This window comes from Pseudovibrio flavus, from assembly GCF_009711345.1.
Classification (GTDB): Bacteria; Pseudomonadota; Alphaproteobacteria; order Rhizobiales; family Stappiaceae; genus Pseudovibrio; species Pseudovibrio flavus.
On the sequence record NZ_SMMA01000059.1, the window covers coordinates 98,661 to 114,606 of the forward strand.

Sequence of the window (15,946 nt, forward strand, 5' to 3'; positions counted from 1 at the left end):
CTCCCTAGATCTCGAAGTTGATCATTCCGCGCATGATCATAACGCCGATAAACATCCAGACTGCGCTAACACCCAGAATGATATTGCCCGTCGTCTCTGTGAAAAGCAGCATCATGTATTCTGGGTTCAACAAATAAACGAGTAGGCCAACAATCACTGGAAGTGAGCCGATAATCGCGGCTGATGATTTCGCTTCAGAACTCACCGCTTTGATCTTGCCCTTCATCGCTTTTCTGTCTCTGAGAACCTTAGAGAGGTTACCTAATGCCTCAGACAACGAGCCGCCAGACTGTGATTGGATTGCCACCACGATCGAAAAGAAATTGACCTCCGGCAGCGGTATCCGACTGGCCAAATTCTGGGCAGCTTCCGAAATATGAATGCCCAACCCTTGCGCCTCGCTCATGCGGAAAAACTCACTTGCAACAGGCTCTTTAGCTTCCGAGGCAATAATTCTAATGCAGTCATTTAGCGGCAAACCGGCCTTCACGCCGCGCACAATCACATCAACAGCGTTTGGAAATTCTTCCAAGAACGCAGCAAGACGCTTCTTTCTCCTATGTGATACGAAGACACGCGGCGCGCCAAATCCGCCGACAAACAACGCGCCAATCTTGATGATCAAATGCTGACCGGTGAAATGAGCGACTAGGAAAAAGACCACCGCAACCAGCGCACTTACGGCGTAGAACTTCTGCTTCGACCACCCCAGACCTGCTTGGCTCATCCAGTCCGAGTATGCTGGCTTAGTGCTTTTCTTACGGCGGGCTTCCTGCTTTTCTTCAAGAGCTTTGAGCTGGTTCTGAACCGTCTTTCTGCGAGCATCTCCATCAGCTCGATGGGAAGTCTCATGCTTGACGGTATTGTGCCCGCTCATGACACTTCCCAAGCGCTTGTCATGGTTCTTGTCTGTATTCAGGCGCGGGTAAAGGACAGCATAAAGCAGGCCGCCAACGCTAAACATGGCAAGCACTGCTATAACGATGGCAACAGTTGCTGGAGATAAATTTGCAAGAGCATCAAGCATGCATCGCCTCCCCTTGGTCAGCAGCATCAAGAGCTTCAGCTAGGCGGCGCTCTTCACCAAAGTAACGGGCACGCTCCCAGAACAACGGACGGCCAATACCGGTTGAACGGTGACGCCCCAGAAGACGTCCGTTGGCATCCTCACCTTGAATGTCATAGACGAAGATGTCCTGCGTTGTGATGACATCACCTTCCATGCCGACCACCTCGGTAATGTGGGTGATGCGGCGGGAACCATCGCGCAAGCGAGCTGCCTGCACAATCACATCAACGGAACCAGCGATAATTTCGCGTACCGTTCGGGAAGGCAGACTGAAACCGCCCATGGCAATCATCGATTCCATACGCTTCAAGCATTCACGAGGAGAGTTGGAGTGGATGGTACCCATGGAACCGTCATGGCCTGTGTTCATTGCCTGAAGAAGGTCAAACACCTCGGAGCCACGAACCTCACCCACGATAATCCGCTCCGGGCGCATACGCAGGCAGTTTTTGACCAAATCCGTCATAGTAATCTGGCCCTCACCCTCCAAGTTCGGCGGGCGGGTTTCCAGGCGTACCACATGTGGCTGTTGAAGCTGCAGTTCCGCACTATCCTCACAAGTGATGATGCGCTCAGTAGAATCAATGTAACGGGTTAGGCAGTTAAGAAGGGTCGTTTTACCCGAGCCTGTACCGCCTGAAATAATGACGTTACAGCGAACACGACCAATGATTTCGAGAATGCGTGCGCCTTCTTCGGAAATAGACCCGAAGCGCACCAACTGGTCGAGTGTTAGCTTGTCTTTTTTAAACTTACGAATTGTGAGCGCTGGCCCGTCCAATGACAGAGGCGGACCAATAACGTTCACACGAGAACCATCTGGCAAGCGGGCATCACAGATCGGGCTGGATTCATCAACACGGCGGCCAACCTGAGACACGATACGCTGACAGATATTCATCAGCTGCTTGTTGTCTCGGAACTGAATGCCGGTTTTTTCAACCTTGCCGCTGGTTTCGATGTAAACAGTATCTGCGCCGTTGACCATGATATCGGCGATATCATCGCGTGCTAGCAGCGGCTCAAGCGGACCATAACCAAGCACATCGTTACAAATGTCGTCGAGCAGCTCTTCCTGCTCAGAGATCGACATCATCACATTTTTAAGGGCGATGATATCGTTCACGACATCGCGGATTTCCTCACGCGCATCATCCGGCCCAAGACGTGCCAACTGCGAAAGGTCGATAGCCTCAACCAATGCATTGAATATTGATGCCTTGACCTCGTAGTAGTCATCGTTGCGCTTGGATGGCGCTGCGCCCCCACGAGAAGAAGGCAGTTGCTCTTCTGTCTTGAAGGCTTGCACGTCTTCTTGAACAACAACTTCAGCATGCTGTGACTGTGTCGGCGCTGGTGCGGCAGCAGGTGATACGCCGCCTAAACCCGCGCCGGTCGGTTGTGCCGTAGTTTTTGGAGAACCGCGCTTTCCAAACATTGCCAAGGCCCTATACGCTTACTGGTTTAACCGGCTTTCTTGCGTGTCAGTTTCGCAAGGAGTGGTCCTAGAAGAGAAAATTTGGTCAGTTTGCCTTCACGGCGACCTAGAACGACGGACGCCACTTCATCAAACAACTGTGTGATCTGATGCTTTGGACTGTGCTCACCAATCATCTGCCCGTTGTTTGCCGCTGTTCCGAAGGTCTGCCCGTCGAACGGGATTGGCGGCAAGGCATTCACCTGCAACGCGCTGACAAACTCTTCCGGCTTGATTTCCGGACGCTTTGGCAGGCCGGTTTTATTGAGCAGAAGAAACGGTTTTTTGTCGTTTGGACGAAGTTGAAGCAGCGTATCGACAATGTTCTTCGCGTTACGCAGGTTTGCCAGATCTGGCTCGGCAACAATGATGACATCATCAACCGTTGCCAAGATACGCTTCGTCCAGCCGTTCCATGAATGGGGAACATCCAGAATAACGTTCGGCGTTCCTTTGCGCATGACTTCTACAAGGGTATCAAACTGATCCTCATTGAAGTCATAGGTGCGATCCAAACTTGCCGGTGCCGTCAGCAGGCTAAGGCGATCATTGGACTTGAAGTACAGGCGGTCCAAAAGGATTTCATCAAGACGCTCAGGAACAGCAATGGCCTCAGCTACCCCTTGCAAAGGGTCCTGATTGAAATCCAGCCCAACAGTTCCGAACGGCAGGTCCAAATCGGCAAGCGCTACATCGCTATCCATGCCCTTTGAAATCGCCCAGGAAATATTGTGAGCAATAGTGGATGCACCGCAGCCGCCACGCGCACCGATAACCGCAATGATACGACCAAGCGGGTCGGCATTCGGCTCGCAGTACAGGTGAGAAATATTGGAAATGAAGTCCTGAATTCCAACCGGACCAACGAGGTACTCGCTGATGCCGAAAGAGATCAACTCACGGTACAGGTTCACGTCATTGATGCGGCCAATGATCAAAACCTTGGTTCCAGAATCGCAAACTTCTGAAAGCTTATCGAGCGCTTCCATAAGCTCTTGAGTGGACATATCACTTTCAAGAACAAGCAGGTTCGGTGTCGGCGCTGTTTCATAAAACGCGATAGCTGCGCTTACGCCGCCCATCATCACCTTGGTGTGGGCCTTGTTCATTCGGCGGTCCAGCGCGGCCGCCTCGATCATGTCTTTCGTGTCACCAGAAAAACAGAAAGCCTGAATTGAGATACGCGGAACAGGCAGGTACTTGTAAGGTGCCAGATTGTTCTCGTTCTCGCCGGAATGCTGATCCAAAGAATATGCGTATTCGCTCATCCCGACCTCCTACTTAACGTCTGAAGCAGTCGCACCATCACCTTCCGCCACTTGGGACGATGTGGTCTGTCCACCCCTATATTTCTTAAATACCGTGTCGCGGCGCACACCATCTGCCGGAGTAGATGCACTCGGGTAGATCAGGTCGGACGGATTATCGACCATGGCTGCAAGATTGGCTTGGGTCGCGCAACCAAAGTTCTGATAGTTCGTGTTTTCGGGTGACCCGATGAGGTTCTCCGGCCACTGTCCGCACTTCTTAACGACAGCTTTCATGCGTGTGTAAGAGACGCGAACCGGCCCAGACGCCTGCGCATCACCGACCGGATAGGTTCTCACAACAACTTTGGAAGGCTCAGCGCCACCCTGCTTCAAGGCTGAACGCATTGAAGGAACAATGGCTTTTGCAGCACGAGAATTTGCAGCGCCAGAAGGGATTAGCACTTCGATGAAGCCATTGCCGTCCGCTTTCGCTTGCTGGGCAAAGGCGGTCAAAGCGCCCTTCATCTGGCGACTCAACCCGCGTGTGGATGCGCCAATCGGCAGATCCATGTTCTCTTGAGCCTCAGTAATTACAATCGGATGGTTCTTCCGGTAATCGAACGCGGAGAGCGGGAGCGGTTCTACCGGCGGCTCTGCTTTATTGCAGGCAGACAGAGCCAAGGAAGACAACACCACGGCAGCAAGAACAAAGCTGCCTTTTTTGGGGTTGGAAACGAACATCTTTATTCAGCCCCCTACTCGTAAATGTATCCGATCTCGCCGCGATACTCGCCCTTCACAGGGGCATCGCTGTTGCTGTAGATCCGGTTCAATTGATTAAAGAATACGGTTCCAACATCGCTTGGAGGTGCCAAGTTGTCTGTTGGGCGTGCCATCTGGGTTTGCGATACAGCCCGCACCACGTAAGGCGTTACGAACACCACGAGTTCGGTCTGGTCGTTGATGAAATCGCGACTTTTGAAGAGCGGCCCCAGAACAGGCAGATCACGAAGACCTGGAACGCCGGAAATCTGCTGCTGGTAGTTATCCCGCAACAACCCGGCCATAACGATGGTACCGCCGGACGGGACCTCAACGGTGGACTCTGCACGGCGAACAGAAAGCGCGGAGACCGCAATGCCGTTGGCAATATTGATGGCACCGTCTGAAGAAAGCTCACTAACCTCGGTTTTCACCCGCAGCTTAATGCGGCCACTGCTCAACACCATCGGTGTAAAGTCCAGTCCGACACCGTAAGGTTTGAACTCAAGCGAGATTTTGCCATCTTCATAGCCGGTTGGAATAGGAAATTCACCACCGGCAAGGAAGCTAGCGTTCTCACCCGAAACAGCCACGAGGGTTGGCTCGGCAAGTGTGCGCATAACGCCGTCTTGCTGCAGTGCCTTTACACGGGCCTGAATTTGGGTCGCGCCAGCTGAGAAACCTCCGCCAAGTACAGCTTGGTTTGTAACGGCCGGGTTCACCTTGAACGAATTCTCGTTGATGAAGCCAACACCAAAATTACCAAATCCAATAGAGCCGGATAGATCCACACCTAGCTGTTTGACAATGGTGCGGCTTACTTCCGCCACCTGAACACGAAGCTGAACCTGATCTTTTTCTGCAACAGCAACAGCGCTGTAGACCTTGTTTTCATCGCCAGTAAACTTGCGGGCAATATCAAGCGCGAGCTGAGCATCATGGGCAGAGACAGCCGTACCACTCAAGATCACATTGTCATTGATCATCTCGGTTGTGATTGCCGAGTTAGGCAGTAGGCGGTCAAGAAGCTGGGAAAGGTCCGTCGGATCGGACTGTACGGTTACACGCAACGAGGCTATCTGCTGCCCGCCGTCACCAAACAGCACCACACTTGCCTGACCAACCTTTTTGCCAACCACATAAAGCCGGTTTTTGCTTGTTACCACAGCATCAAGAATGGTCGGCTCGGAAACCAAAACATCGCGCAGCGCGCTCTGGCTTTCGATAACTACCGAACGCCCCGCGCCCACGCTAATTGCTTTGGGCGTAGATGCGCTATTCTTCTCAATAAGAATTGAACTCGGAAACCCCTGAGCAGCGGCGCTTAAAGGTACAAACGCCGGTAGCGCCAAGAGGAAACAAGCAATGAGGGACCAAGCGGACAAACGTGCGCTAAACCCCCGAGCCAACATTTCTTTAAAAACAGTCATGTGCTCTCTTGCCCTACCTTAAAACTATTGATTAGAGCCGGCATGTGAAGGGATGCCGTACTTAACGAAAGTGAGTGAACCACGCCCTTCAACCGGCTCGTCATTGCCGTCCTCAGAATCTTCAGCGGAGCGAAGGGCAAGTGAAATCGTTCCCATGTTTTGTGCACGGGCCATGATTTCGGTTTGGCGTGGAGTGAGTTCCAGTGTGGCGGTTTTTTCCGGTGTCAGCGTCTTGTCTTGCTGCTCGCCAGCTGTCTTGTCGTCAATCGCCAAGACGCGCACGTTCTCTAGAACTGTTTCGCTGTAAATGCCGCCGTTGTTGTTGCGCGTAACGATCACATCAACCTTGTCACCGGGCAAAACAAAACCGCCTGCCATGGTCACCAGCTTTACGGAAACGCCAATGGCGCGCTTGCCCTTTGGCAAAATGGCCGCCATAAACCCGCGCTCGGTTGCAATCAAACGTTCCTCGCGGATCGGCTCACCGTGGTACATGGGAGCGCGAGCAATACGTCCGATAAGATCGCTGCGGGCTTGTGGGTAGGACGCTTTAACAATCGCTCCTTCAGAAAGAGCATCTGAAGGCCATTGCACCCATTTGAGGTCTTCGGGCTGGAGCGGCTGTCCCAACTTGATATCGCGAGCGACAACCAGCAATTCGTCAGTTTTTACCGCTTCTGGCTGTGACGCAGCAACGTCAGACCGCGCTGGTCTATCACCCATACGGAGAACCAGAAGGGAAGCAATCAAACCGGCGCCAATTGCAACCGCAAGCACTAGGAAACGCCCAACTCTCATGTCTCGACAAACCTTTTCCGTTCTGCCTCATTGGCAAATCATTAACCCTAAGGCTCGTCGAAATTGGTCAAGACATAGTTAATATTGACCAGTTTATATTAAATTGGAAATTAGCGCATAATATTCATGACGTTAGGATAAGATATATCAACCAACGCCCGAATGGTTACTGCCCATTAATAATTAAATTGAAGTAGCTATACTTTAGTCTAGAAGCCAGAGGCTGCTATCTCGAACCAGAAAGTCTTCGGATAAACCTGAAGAGCGGCAATAGCTATCGCAATACCGTAGGGTATGCCGGTTTTCTTATCATGAAGTTTGAGAACCCAATCATAGCGCTGAGCAAAAGCAGGAATGACTGGAACACTGCGAAACACGAGCAAAACGAGAGTGAGGATCGCCCCGTAAATAGCCATCTGGAGAAGGAAGGCGATAGTTACGGAAGAGTAGCCAAGCCAGAGCGCGATACCGGCTGCAAATTTTGCATCTCCACCACCCATCACGCCCAGAGCGAACAGGCCAAAGCCCGCTGCCAAAACGCAGAATCCGATAAGCAGGTGTAGTCCTACATCCTTGATTGGGAGGGGAATAGCAAAAGCAAGAACAACGAAACCGGCAAGCAACAAGAGTGAGATCTTGTTTGGAATAGTCATCGTGAACAGGTCCGAGAATGCTGCATACAGCATTAGTAGCGGAAACAGAACCATGAGTGCTGCCAAGACCATTCCAGATGCATCCGTCGTTAATACGTAAAAACTACTCACAACCATTAATGGGGGTGATTTGGATAATACAATGTTAACGAGGCTACGAAGTCTTAACTAAATTTATCCGGTTAGTCCCATTGAAAGTGTGAGCGCAGAGAGGATCTGCGAAAGATGGGAACCTTCGATTGAAGCTGTTGTAATGAGGGAAATGGCGATTAAACCGCCGATCAGACCGTACTCTACGGCTAAGGAACCACGCTCTTCCCTTGCGAATTCTGCTAGTATTTTTAACAGGTTCATTCCACTGCCTTTCAAAACTTTGCTTATCACAGAGTAGAAAGGCGGAGTTTCGCAGTGGTGAACAAAGAGCACCGCGCGGCCCTTGGATTTTTAGGGACGCGTGGCGCTGCCATTGATTTTTGGTGGGTTAGTAACCGGCGCTACGGTTCACGACGTTTTTCAATGGTCGTCCAGCTTCATATTCTGCAATCTGGTCGGCCACATAACGACTCAGTGCATCCGGTTCGCTTTCAGCGGCAACGTGTGGTGTCACAATGCAGTTCGGCAATGCCCAGAGTTCACTTTGGGAATCAAGAGGTTCAACTGCAAAGACATCAATGCTCGCGCCTTTCAGCGTTCCATCTTTGAGCGCCTTTACAAGATCGCCTTCAACCTGCGTGCCACCGCGCCCTGCGTTTACGTAGACTGGAGCGCCGCCTTTGCCATCCTTTGCCAGTTTGGAGAGGAAGGCATAGTCGACCAGCCCCTCTGTTGCTGGGGTAAACGGGAGGAGATTAACGAGAATATCTGTTCGCGCCAAAAAGGCATCCAACTGATCTGCTCCGTGGTAGCTATCAATGCCGTCCACGTGCTTGGCAGAACGGGACCAGCCAGCAACTTTAAAGCCTAAACCAGCCAATGCCTTAGCAGCATCTGCGCCAAGCTCACCTAGCCCCAAGATACCAACACGAATGTCAGAAGCTGCCGGCTGGGAGTGGCTTTTCCAATTCGCCTGCGCTTGCTGGTGCGAATAAGTCAGCTGATCGCGGTGATGAAGAAGAACTTGAAGTGTAACCCATTCGGTCATACGCATAGTGAGGTTTTTATCGACGATACGAACGATTGGTACGTCTGGTAGTTTCGCACTGCCAAGAAGGTGATCAACCCCCGCTCCAAGGGAGAAGATAACTTCCACATTGGGAAAGGCATTCAAGGCTTCTTCCGGTGCCTTCCACGCCAGAAGATAGCGAACACTTTCAGCGGACTGCGCGGCCGTTTCCCATGCTTCCACAGAGCGGTTCGGCAACACCTTTTGCATGCGCTCTACCCACGCATCGGGATCAAAGTTCTTTACAGCAATAGCGAGAGACATCCGCGGCCTTTAACAATTAAAATCAATTCGTTAGAGCGCGGCAGAATCTACTCCGCCGCACTACCCCAACGCATTTTTAGCGCTGTTTAGTCATCAATGAAAGTCGCAACACCTTGGCGGGTACGATCAACCACCAAACGGGTTACATCAGGCCTGCTGTAGTGTCCGGTCGGATCGAAGTTCTGCCGTTCACCGCGCACCAGAGCATGATCGATCTCAGCGGTGATAAGCACTTCCTTACCAACTTGAGGCTCAACCACGAATGAGCCATCCGGAGCTGCGATACACGAGCCACCATTTGCGAAAAACTCGTCGCCGCCAGCCAGAATTTCATCGAGTGCTGGCGTATCTTCAGGAAAGTCCTCCGGGCGCATAAGTCCACTTGCCGCGACCACGTAAGAGCGAGCTTCCTTGGCAATTACCTGCATTAAATCAAAGGTGTTGTGCAGACCGCCCGGCCAAACGGAGATGTGAAGATCTTCCCCTTGCGCGTAAAGAGCTGCGCGGGAAAGCGGCATCCAGTTTTCAAAGCAGTTCAAACCGCCAACCTTGAACGCACCAAGATCATGAACGCGAAGGCCGTGACCATCACCTTGCGCCCATGCCAGACGCTCTTCGTAGGTCGGGTGTAATTTACGGTGAACAGATCCGATTTTACCCGCGCCCGTTATATAGACAAGCGAACAATAAAGGCTGTGTCCGGAGCGATCACGCGCGCGCTCCATGATGCCTAAGTATACTGAAATACCGTAGGTTTTCGCCATCTCACAAACGCCGTCGAGATGACCTGCATCGATATCGACACCTTGGTCTACGTACTGGGCATAAATGGCTTTTTGCTTGGCGTCGTTAAATCGTGCGCCGTCGGTGCGCTCCAGCCAGAACGGGTATCCGGGAACCAGCGCTTCACCAAAACTGACAAGTTTACAATTCTCTTTTCCAGCAAGTTCAATGCAAGCACAGACCTTTTCAAGTGTCGCATCGCGCTTCAGCCAGACTGGTGCCATTTGCACGACGCCGATCTTCAATAGGTCCGCTGATGATGGGTTTGAGCCCTTACTTTGTGCGCTAATAATTTCCATCAATTCACTCATCACTTGCTTGCAAAAATACCTTCATCCGAACCAAAGCCTTTAAATTCCAAGGCGTTGCCAGATGGGTCGAGAATAAAGAACGTTGCCTGTTCGCCAGCTTGTCCCTCAAAACGGACTTTCGGCTCCAGTACCCATTTGATGCCTTCGGCAGCTTTCAGCCGTTCAGCCAGTTCGCGCCATTGCACCATGGTGAGCACCACCCCGAAATGGGGGATAGGTACCGCGTCTCCATCAACAGCGCCGCAGGAATCATCATTACTATTCAATGAAGTAGGTCGAAGGTGAGCGGACATTTGATGCCCATAAAGATCGAAGTCGATCCACTTTCCTGCACTTTCGCGGCCAATATCGCAGCCAAGAATATTGCAGTAAAAGTCTCGGGTCTTTTCCAGATCTACTACCGGAAAAGCCAAGTGAAACGGACGTATCATTTTATGTAACTCCCCACCAGACAAATAGGAGTGCCTTTTCGGCATTCGGTTTATCTGTAAGGGGTTAAACACATATAGAAAAGCACTTACACCAACTTTCATTCTCGATAATTGGCATAAGACTGTAGCGCTTCAGCCGTTATTTGCGGCGATACAAACTGTAAAGCGGTGGAAGTTCGTCTTCTTCCAACTCCGGCGCATCAACGGGGCGAATATAGTCTCTCGGCTCTTCTAGTGGCAGCTCTGGCGCAGGGTGGGCAGGTGGCGCGCTCTCGTGGGTTACAACAGGGGTGCCCAGCTCCAGCTCCTCAATGCGTTCTCCCCGCTTCTGGATCTTTCCAGAAGAGACCAGAATTTGCTCTATGTCTTTGTTTGTTTGCGCATAATGGGTTTGCAGCTTAGAGACGCGCTCTGTCAGTCTTCCTACATCCTCAAGCAGCTTGGAAACCTCTGCCTGAATGGTGTGGGCCTGCTCGCGCATGCGCGCATCACGCAAAACCGACTGAACAACCTGAACGGAGAGCATAAGCAGCGATGGCGAAACGATCACCACATGCTGGCGGAAAGCCTTCTGCACCAGATCAGGAAAATTCTCGTAGATCTCGGCAAACACGCTTTCGGAGGGCACAAACATCAGCGCCGTTTCCTGCGTCTCTCCCGCGATGAGATACTTGGAGGAGATATCGTCTATGTGACGCGTGATATCACGACGAAAACGCGTTCCGGCAGCTTTATAGTCTTCCTGCGTTTCAGCATCTTGAAGCTGGTTATAGCCCTCAAGCGGAAACTTGGCATCGATAACCAACTGCGGCGCGCCCGCTGGCATATGCACCACGCAGTCCGGTCTTGTGCGGTTAGATAGTGTAAACTGAAAAGAGAAGCTGGAAGGCGCGAGCGCATCCTCGATGATCTGCTCCATGCGGCGCTGGCCAAACGCACCGCGGGCTTGCTTGTCAGAAAAAATCTGCTGCAAGTTTGTCACCTGCCCCGCAAGCTCGCCCATAGTTTTGTGAGCGCGATCCAGCGTCGCCATACGCTCATGCAAACCGCGCAGGCTGTTGTGGGTTTGGCGATGGGTTTCCAAAACCGATGCGCCCAACGTTTTGCCCATGCCGTCAAGACGATCATTGACCGTTCGCATGAGATCAGCCTGACGGGAGCCAAAAATCTCCGCCATGGTTTGCATGCGTCCCGTCATTTCACCTTGGGCTTCCATCAAACGCTCAAGCTTGGCTTCCAGATCATCCTGCCCGCCAAGGTCATAGCCGTAATCGCGTTGCTTTAATGCCTGCCGCGCTTTGTAGGCAGACCATAAAGCGCCAAGACAAGCCACCGCCAGTATGACGATGAGCACGGATTGCATGGAAAAGGCGATAGACCCAATGGAAAAAACGGTATTCTGCATGAAACAAAAATAGAACAAAACTGGTCAACAAAGTATTGCCAGCTAAAGTTTGTCCAAGCAAATTACCAAGGCATCGCTTAGGAAGCGGCCTTAGCGGCCGCCACCTGCTTCTAAAATAGCGCCAACACAATAAGAGGCGTCGTCAGACAGTAACCACATAATTGCTTTGGCAATTTCGTTTGCTGTCGCCACGCGTTTGATTGGAATAGTCGGCGCGATGGTTACAATGCGCTCGGGATCGCCCGTGCTTGCATGCAGCTCTGTATCTGTCATTCCCGGACGCACGCAGTTAACGCGGATGCCCTCACCTGCCACTTCCTTGCCAAGGCCGATGGTGAATGCCTCAACCGCGCCTTTGGAGGCTGCGTAGTCGATATTCTCACCAGCTGCACCATTTTTGGCCGCGACAGAACTCACATTGACGATTGCACCGCCCTTGCCGCCGTTGGCGATGGACATGCGCCGCACGGCTTCACGAGCGCATAGCATAGTGCCGAGCACGTTTACTCTCAGCGTTCTATCGATGCGGCCAAAGTCCATAGCATCGAGACGGGAATTGCGTCCCATAACACCAGCGTTATTGACCAAACCACCAAGCGGACCAAGCTCAGCCTCGCAGCGATCAAACATGGCGACAACTTCATCTTCACGGCTTACATCTGCCTGTGCGATGATTGCCTGACCGCCGATTTCTTCGATCTCGGTTAACAGCCTGCGGGCCGCCTCATCGTTTGCCGTGTAGTTGATGCAAACGGGATAACCAGCCTTTGCAGCCATACGCGCAACTTGTGCGCCAATACCGCGACTTCCCCCAGTAACCAGCAGTGCTCCCAGTGTCATTGTTTCCTCGCTTGTTGTGGCCTGTCTTGCTGCGAATAATGCTCAGGTTCACCACCTATGTCTATGGTATAAGGCCCAGACCCGCGTAAACCTGCATTTTGCTGTGTTTCTGGCGTTGACGTTCTGCCAGTGATTTTCTATCTGATCTGCATGACAAAACGCGAAATTTATTTGGTGCCTGATGCCTGCCTTCGTACAAAATGCGAGCCGGTGGCAGAGGTCAACGACGAGATCCGTGCACTAGCTGATGACATGCTGGAGACAATGTATGCTGCTCCTGGCATTGGCCTCGCTGCACCTCAGATCGGCGTGACCAAGCGCCTTTTTGTTCTCGATGTAGCCGAGCGTGAGGCCGGTGAAGAGGACAAAAAAGAACCTATGGTTTTCATCAACCCGAAAATCACATGGGCTTCTGAGGAAACCTCTTTCTATCAGGAAGGCTGCTTGTCTATTCCTGATGTGTACGAGGACGTCGAGCGCCCGGAACGTGTTCGTGTTTCTTATCTGGACCGTGATGGTAAAGAGTGCGAGATCGAAGCTGATGGTCTGCTGGCAACATGCATCCAGCATGAGTATGACCACCTCGATGGCGTTCTGTTCGTGGATCACCTCTCCCGCTTGAAGCGTGAGCGTACCATGAAGAAGTACTCCAAAGCCCAGAAAGCAAAGAATAGCGACTAATCGGGCTTGGCGCTGCCTTTCGCCGCCCCTTGCCACGCAAGGATGAAAGGAAAGCTGCCGCGATAAAACCCATAGCGGGCTTGCTGCTATGGGCCTTGCAGAACCGCCCCATATTGCGCTTCTGCTCCCTGCAATGAAATTAATTGATACTCCAAGCAACAGGCAGGCTTAACACCATGTCCCTTCGTGTCATCTTTATGGGTACACCCGACTTTTCCGTTCCAACTCTTATGGAGATCGTTGGTCAGGGCTGGGATGTCGTAGCCTGTTATTCGCAGCCTCCGCGCAAAGCGGGCCGCGGTATGGAGCTTAAAAAGACCCCTGTTCATGAAGCAGCCGAAAGCCTTGGCATTCCCGTCTTCACCCCAACTTCGCTGAAGTCCGAGGAAGAACAGGAACGTTTCCGTTCGTTTGACGCCGATGTTGCTGTCGTTGTTGCCTACGGCCTGCTGCTGCCAAAAGCCATTCTTGATGCGCCAGAACATGGCTGCTTGAACGGTCACGCTTCTATGCTGCCACGCTGGCGCGGCGCAGCGCCAATCAACCGCGCGATTATGGCGGGCGATAAAGAGACCGCTATTCAGGTGATGCGCATGGAAGAAGGGCTGGACACCGGCCCAGTTTGCATGAGCGAAACCGTAGCTATCACGGAAAACATGACCGCTGGCGAGTTGCATGATCGCCTCTCTACCCTAGGCGGTGATGTGATGGTGCGCGCACTTTCCGCACTCTCGCGTGGCGGCCTTGGTGAGGTCGCTCAGGCAGAAGAAGGCGTGACCTACGCCAAGAAGCTGGAAAAGAGCGAAACACGCATCGACTGGTCGCAGCCTGCGCAGGCGGTTCACAACCACATTCGCGGCCTCTCTCCATTCCCGGGTGCTTGGTGCGAAATGCCGCTTGGCAGCAAAATGGAGCGCGTGAAGGTTCTACGCAGCGCATTGGCTGAAGGTCAGGGCGAAGCAGGCACCGTTCTCGTTGCAGAAGGTGACACTCTCACCATCGCTTGCGGCGAAGGCGCGGTTAAGCTGGTGCAGGTTCAGCGTGCCGGTAAGCGTGCAGCGCCTGCTGAAGAGTTTTTGCGCGGTGCCAACCTTAAGGCCGGAACCACTGTTTCCTAAGACGAAGAACTCATCTAGTGTAAGGCGATGAGCCCGACCCAGTGAGGTATTTATGGAGCAGGACATCACATCCTTCACGATCCACCCGTTTACAGCGGGTGAAGACGGCGCTGTCGATGACTTGCTTAAACGCTGCTTTATCAGCGGATTGGAGGCCAGCCTTGTGGCCTCCTTGCGCGGCTGCGGCGCGATAATCCTTGAACTTGTTGCCAAAGATAATGCCGGAAACATTATCGGCTGCATTGTTCTTTCCCGCGTCACCGGTAGCGGACCTGCCCACGCGCTTTACATCTCCTCCCTTGCACCTGTAGCCGTTGATCCAGCTTTTGAAGGGCAAGGCGTGGGATCGGCGCTCATTCAAGAGGCGATTGACCAGCTGACCGGCATGGGAGAGGATCTCATTTTGGCCCTTGGCCCATCCGCTTATTTCTCCCGATTTGGCTTTGATGTCGAGCTTGCCAAAAAGGTAACCGGCCCCTACGCAGGCCCTGTCTTCATGGCTCTTGCGCTAACGGCCAAAGGACGCGCTGACCTTCCCGCAGAGGTTTCCTACCCTACCCCGTTTACGGATATGGATTAGAGCGCACCGCTTCCCATACGAAAGTTTTTTCCGGCTGTCTCGCTGCTGCCATTATCTGCCCGTAGAAGCTGCGCGGCGATATTCTACGCGTGCGGGCTACACCTTGTCGCAGAGACTTTAGCCAGCGGTATCGGCTAGTTTATCGGCACTTACAAAAATGGTGAGGCGCGCAGGCTCAAAGAGCCAATTTGAGCGCAGCCCCCGAAAGGACCAAATAAAAATGACAGTGATCACGGTAAGGCACGGCCTGCCAGAGCACATGCGTGTGCGCGGGGCCGAGCTGGTAATGCATGCGGCAACAGACGAATTTCTCGGTATTTTGGGTAGCGAGAAAGCTTCGCTCGCTCTTATCGAGGGTGCGTTGGCCAAAACGCTCTGCCTGACCGCTGAAAAAGATGGCGAACTGGTTGGCTTGCTTACACTCGGCACAAGCGAAGCCCCTGCTCTGGACATCACTATGGATGATCTGAAGCAGCACTTTAGCTGGGTGATGCGCGGTTTGCGTGCGTGGCTGCTTGAAGAGCTGATGAACACCAAGGTGCATCCAGGCAGCCTTTACGTTTACACCATCGCAGTTGATCCTGCGCATTCCGGTCAGGGTATCGGCAGCCAGTTGTTTGATGCGCTGGAAGCCTATGCAGACGAACAGTTGATCGACTGCTTGCAGCTTAAGGTGACCACGACCAACGTCCGCGCTCAGGCTCTTTACCAGCGCCGCGGCTATAGCATCGTGAAGACCATCAACATTCGTCCATGGGACACGTTGCTGGGTCTTTCCTACAATGCTGACTACCTGATGGAACGTCAGCGTATGCTGATGGCAGCAGAGTAAGAAACACCAGAGCCTACCGCCTTCTACCCCTTGCGGGTTGTCATAGAAGGCGGAGTGCGCTAACAGGCCTTTACATTTCATCGCTCTGCCTTAAGCAGGG

17 protein-coding genes are annotated in these 15,946 nt (G+C 52.6%); 4 read left to right on the plus strand and 13 right to left on the minus strand.

All coding sequences use genetic code 11. The annotated features are described in order from the left end of the window. Positions 1-4 precede the first annotated feature (4 nt). The 13 genes from E1162_RS07950 to E1162_RS08010 all read right to left on the minus strand — a co-directional run bounded on the left by E1162_RS07950 (position 5) and on the right by E1162_RS08010 (position 12,635). On the minus strand, positions 5-1,027 hold the full coding sequence (locus E1162_RS07950) for a type II secretion system F family protein (protein ID WP_257098826.1): 1,023 nt from the start codon (positions 1,025-1,027) through the stop codon (positions 5-7). Further along, positions 1,020-2,507: a TadA family conjugal transfer-associated ATPase gene (locus tag E1162_RS07955; protein WP_257098827.1), complete on the minus strand. Its 1,488-nt coding sequence runs from the start codon at positions 2,505-2,507 to the stop codon at positions 1,020-1,022. The genes E1162_RS07950 and E1162_RS07955 overlap by 8 nt, the downstream gene beginning before the upstream one ends. A gap of 26 nt (positions 2,508-2,533) precedes the next feature. Beyond that, complete coding sequence (locus tag E1162_RS07960) at positions 2,534-3,814, minus strand: CpaE/TadZ family protein (protein WP_155129102.1); 1,281 nt, start codon at positions 3,812-3,814, stop codon at positions 2,534-2,536. Between the two features lie 9 nt (positions 3,815-3,823). Next, positions 3,824-4,537, minus strand: coding sequence for a CpaD family pilus assembly protein (locus tag E1162_RS07965; protein WP_155129105.1), 714 nt, complete (start codon positions 4,535-4,537; stop codon positions 3,824-3,826). A 14-nt stretch (positions 4,538-4,551) separates the two neighbouring features. Next, positions 4,552-5,988 (minus strand): type II and III secretion system protein family protein, encoded by a 1,437-nt coding sequence (locus tag E1162_RS07970; RefSeq protein ID WP_257098828.1) that lies wholly within the window; start codon positions 5,986-5,988, stop codon positions 4,552-4,554. Between the two features lie 24 nt (positions 5,989-6,012). After that, positions 6,013-6,786: a Flp pilus assembly protein CpaB gene (gene cpaB, locus E1162_RS07975; RefSeq protein WP_155129108.1), complete on the minus strand. Its 774-nt coding sequence runs from the start codon at positions 6,784-6,786 to the stop codon at positions 6,013-6,015. Positions 6,787-6,995: 209 nt separating this feature from the next. Next, on the minus strand, positions 6,996-7,511 hold the full coding sequence (locus tag E1162_RS07980; protein WP_155129112.1) for an A24 family peptidase: 516 nt from the start codon (positions 7,509-7,511) through the stop codon (positions 6,996-6,998). A 102-nt stretch (positions 7,512-7,613) separates the two neighbouring features. Then, positions 7,614-7,793: a Flp family type IVb pilin gene (locus tag E1162_RS07985; protein ID WP_257098834.1), complete on the minus strand. Its 180-nt coding sequence runs from the start codon at positions 7,791-7,793 to the stop codon at positions 7,614-7,616. A 127-nt stretch (positions 7,794-7,920) separates the two neighbouring features. Next, complete coding sequence (locus E1162_RS07990; protein WP_155129115.1) at positions 7,921-8,865, minus strand: 2-hydroxyacid dehydrogenase; 945 nt, start codon at positions 8,863-8,865, stop codon at positions 7,921-7,923. 86 nt (positions 8,866-8,951) lie between these two features. Next, positions 8,952-9,947 carry a carbon-nitrogen hydrolase family protein gene (locus tag E1162_RS07995; protein ID WP_155129118.1) on the minus strand — a complete coding sequence of 332 codons (996 nt, stop codon included), beginning with the start codon at positions 9,945-9,947 and terminating at the stop codon, positions 8,952-8,954. Between the two features lie 11 nt (positions 9,948-9,958). Next, positions 9,959-10,387 carry a VOC family protein gene (locus E1162_RS08000; RefSeq protein WP_371311858.1) on the minus strand — a complete coding sequence of 143 codons (429 nt, stop codon included), beginning with the start codon at positions 10,385-10,387 and terminating at the stop codon, positions 9,959-9,961. Between the two features lie 142 nt (positions 10,388-10,529). Next, a complete protein-coding gene (locus E1162_RS08005) occupies positions 10,530-11,795 on the minus strand; it encodes a DNA recombination protein RmuC (protein WP_257098836.1) in 1,266 nt (421 codons plus the stop codon). 90 nt (positions 11,796-11,885) lie between these two features. Further along, positions 11,886-12,635 (minus strand): SDR family oxidoreductase, encoded by a 750-nt coding sequence (locus tag E1162_RS08010; RefSeq protein ID WP_155129127.1) that lies wholly within the window; start codon positions 12,633-12,635, stop codon positions 11,886-11,888. Between the two features lie 150 nt (positions 12,636-12,785). Here E1162_RS08010 and def point away from each other — a divergent pair, with 150 nt between their 5' ends. The 4 genes from def to E1162_RS08030 all read left to right on the plus strand — a co-directional run bounded on the left by def (position 12,786) and on the right by E1162_RS08030 (position 15,846). Continuing rightward, the gene (gene def / locus E1162_RS08015; protein WP_155129130.1) at positions 12,786-13,316 is read left to right on the plus strand and encodes a peptide deformylase; all 531 of its coding nucleotides are present in this window, start codon (positions 12,786-12,788) and stop codon (positions 13,314-13,316) included. A 176-nt stretch (positions 13,317-13,492) separates the two neighbouring features. Next, a complete protein-coding gene (fmt, locus tag E1162_RS08020) occupies positions 13,493-14,434 on the plus strand; it encodes a methionyl-tRNA formyltransferase (protein ID WP_155129133.1) in 942 nt (313 codons plus the stop codon). Positions 14,435-14,486: 52 nt separating this feature from the next. Continuing rightward, positions 14,487-15,014, plus strand: a complete 528-nt coding sequence (locus E1162_RS08025) for a GNAT family N-acetyltransferase (RefSeq protein WP_155129136.1) — start codon at positions 14,487-14,489, stop codon at positions 15,012-15,014. Positions 15,015-15,234: 220 nt separating this feature from the next. After that, on the plus strand, positions 15,235-15,846 hold the full coding sequence (locus tag E1162_RS08030; protein WP_257098838.1) for a GNAT family N-acetyltransferase: 612 nt from the start codon (positions 15,235-15,237) through the stop codon (positions 15,844-15,846). Positions 15,847-15,946: the final 100 nt, after the last annotated feature.

Excerpts from the sequence above, each read along its gene's own strand:
- E1162_RS08025 (WP_155129136.1), top strand. The coding sequence starts at position 14,487 with ATGGAGCAGGACATCACATCCTTCACGATCCACCCGTTTACAGCGGGT.
- fmt (WP_155129133.1), top strand. The coding sequence starts at position 13,493 with ATGTCCCTTCGTGTCATCTTTATGGGTACACCCGACTTTTCCGTTCCA.
- E1162_RS07955 (WP_257098827.1), bottom strand. The coding sequence starts at position 2,507 with ATGTTTGGAAAGCGCGGTTCTCCAAAAACTACGGCACAACCGACCGGC.
- E1162_RS07990 (WP_155129115.1), bottom strand. The coding sequence starts at position 8,865 with ATGTCTCTCGCTATTGCTGTAAAGAACTTTGATCCCGATGCGTGGGTA.
- E1162_RS07985 (WP_257098834.1), bottom strand. The coding sequence starts at position 7,793 with ATGAACCTGTTAAAAATACTAGCAGAATTCGCAAGGGAAGAGCGTGGT.
- E1162_RS07960 (WP_155129102.1), bottom strand. The coding sequence starts at position 3,814 with ATGAGCGAATACGCATATTCTTTGGATCAGCATTCCGGCGAGAACGAG.
- E1162_RS08005 (WP_257098836.1), bottom strand. The coding sequence starts at position 11,795 with ATGCAGAATACCGTTTTTTCCATTGGGTCTATCGCCTTTTCCATGCAA.
- E1162_RS07980 (WP_155129112.1), bottom strand. The coding sequence starts at position 7,511 with ATGGTCTTGGCAGCACTCATGGTTCTGTTTCCGCTACTAATGCTGTAT.
- E1162_RS08030 (WP_257098838.1), top strand. The coding sequence starts at position 15,235 with ATGACAGTGATCACGGTAAGGCACGGCCTGCCAGAGCACATGCGTGTG.
- cpaB (WP_155129108.1), bottom strand. The coding sequence starts at position 6,786 with ATGAGAGTTGGGCGTTTCCTAGTGCTTGCGGTTGCAATTGGCGCCGGT.
- def (WP_155129130.1), top strand. The coding sequence starts at position 12,786 with ATGACAAAACGCGAAATTTATTTGGTGCCTGATGCCTGCCTTCGTACA.
- E1162_RS07950 (WP_257098826.1), bottom strand. The coding sequence starts at position 1,027 with ATGCTTGATGCTCTTGCAAATTTATCTCCAGCAACTGTTGCCATCGTT.
- E1162_RS07965 (WP_155129105.1), bottom strand. The coding sequence starts at position 4,537 with ATGTTCGTTTCCAACCCCAAAAAAGGCAGCTTTGTTCTTGCTGCCGTG.
- E1162_RS07995 (WP_155129118.1), bottom strand. The coding sequence starts at position 9,947 with ATGGAAATTATTAGCGCACAAAGTAAGGGCTCAAACCCATCATCAGCG.
- E1162_RS08010 (WP_155129127.1), bottom strand. The coding sequence starts at position 12,635 with ATGACACTGGGAGCACTGCTGGTTACTGGGGGAAGTCGCGGTATTGGC.
- E1162_RS07970 (WP_257098828.1), bottom strand. The coding sequence starts at position 5,988 with ATGACTGTTTTTAAAGAAATGTTGGCTCGGGGGTTTAGCGCACGTTTG.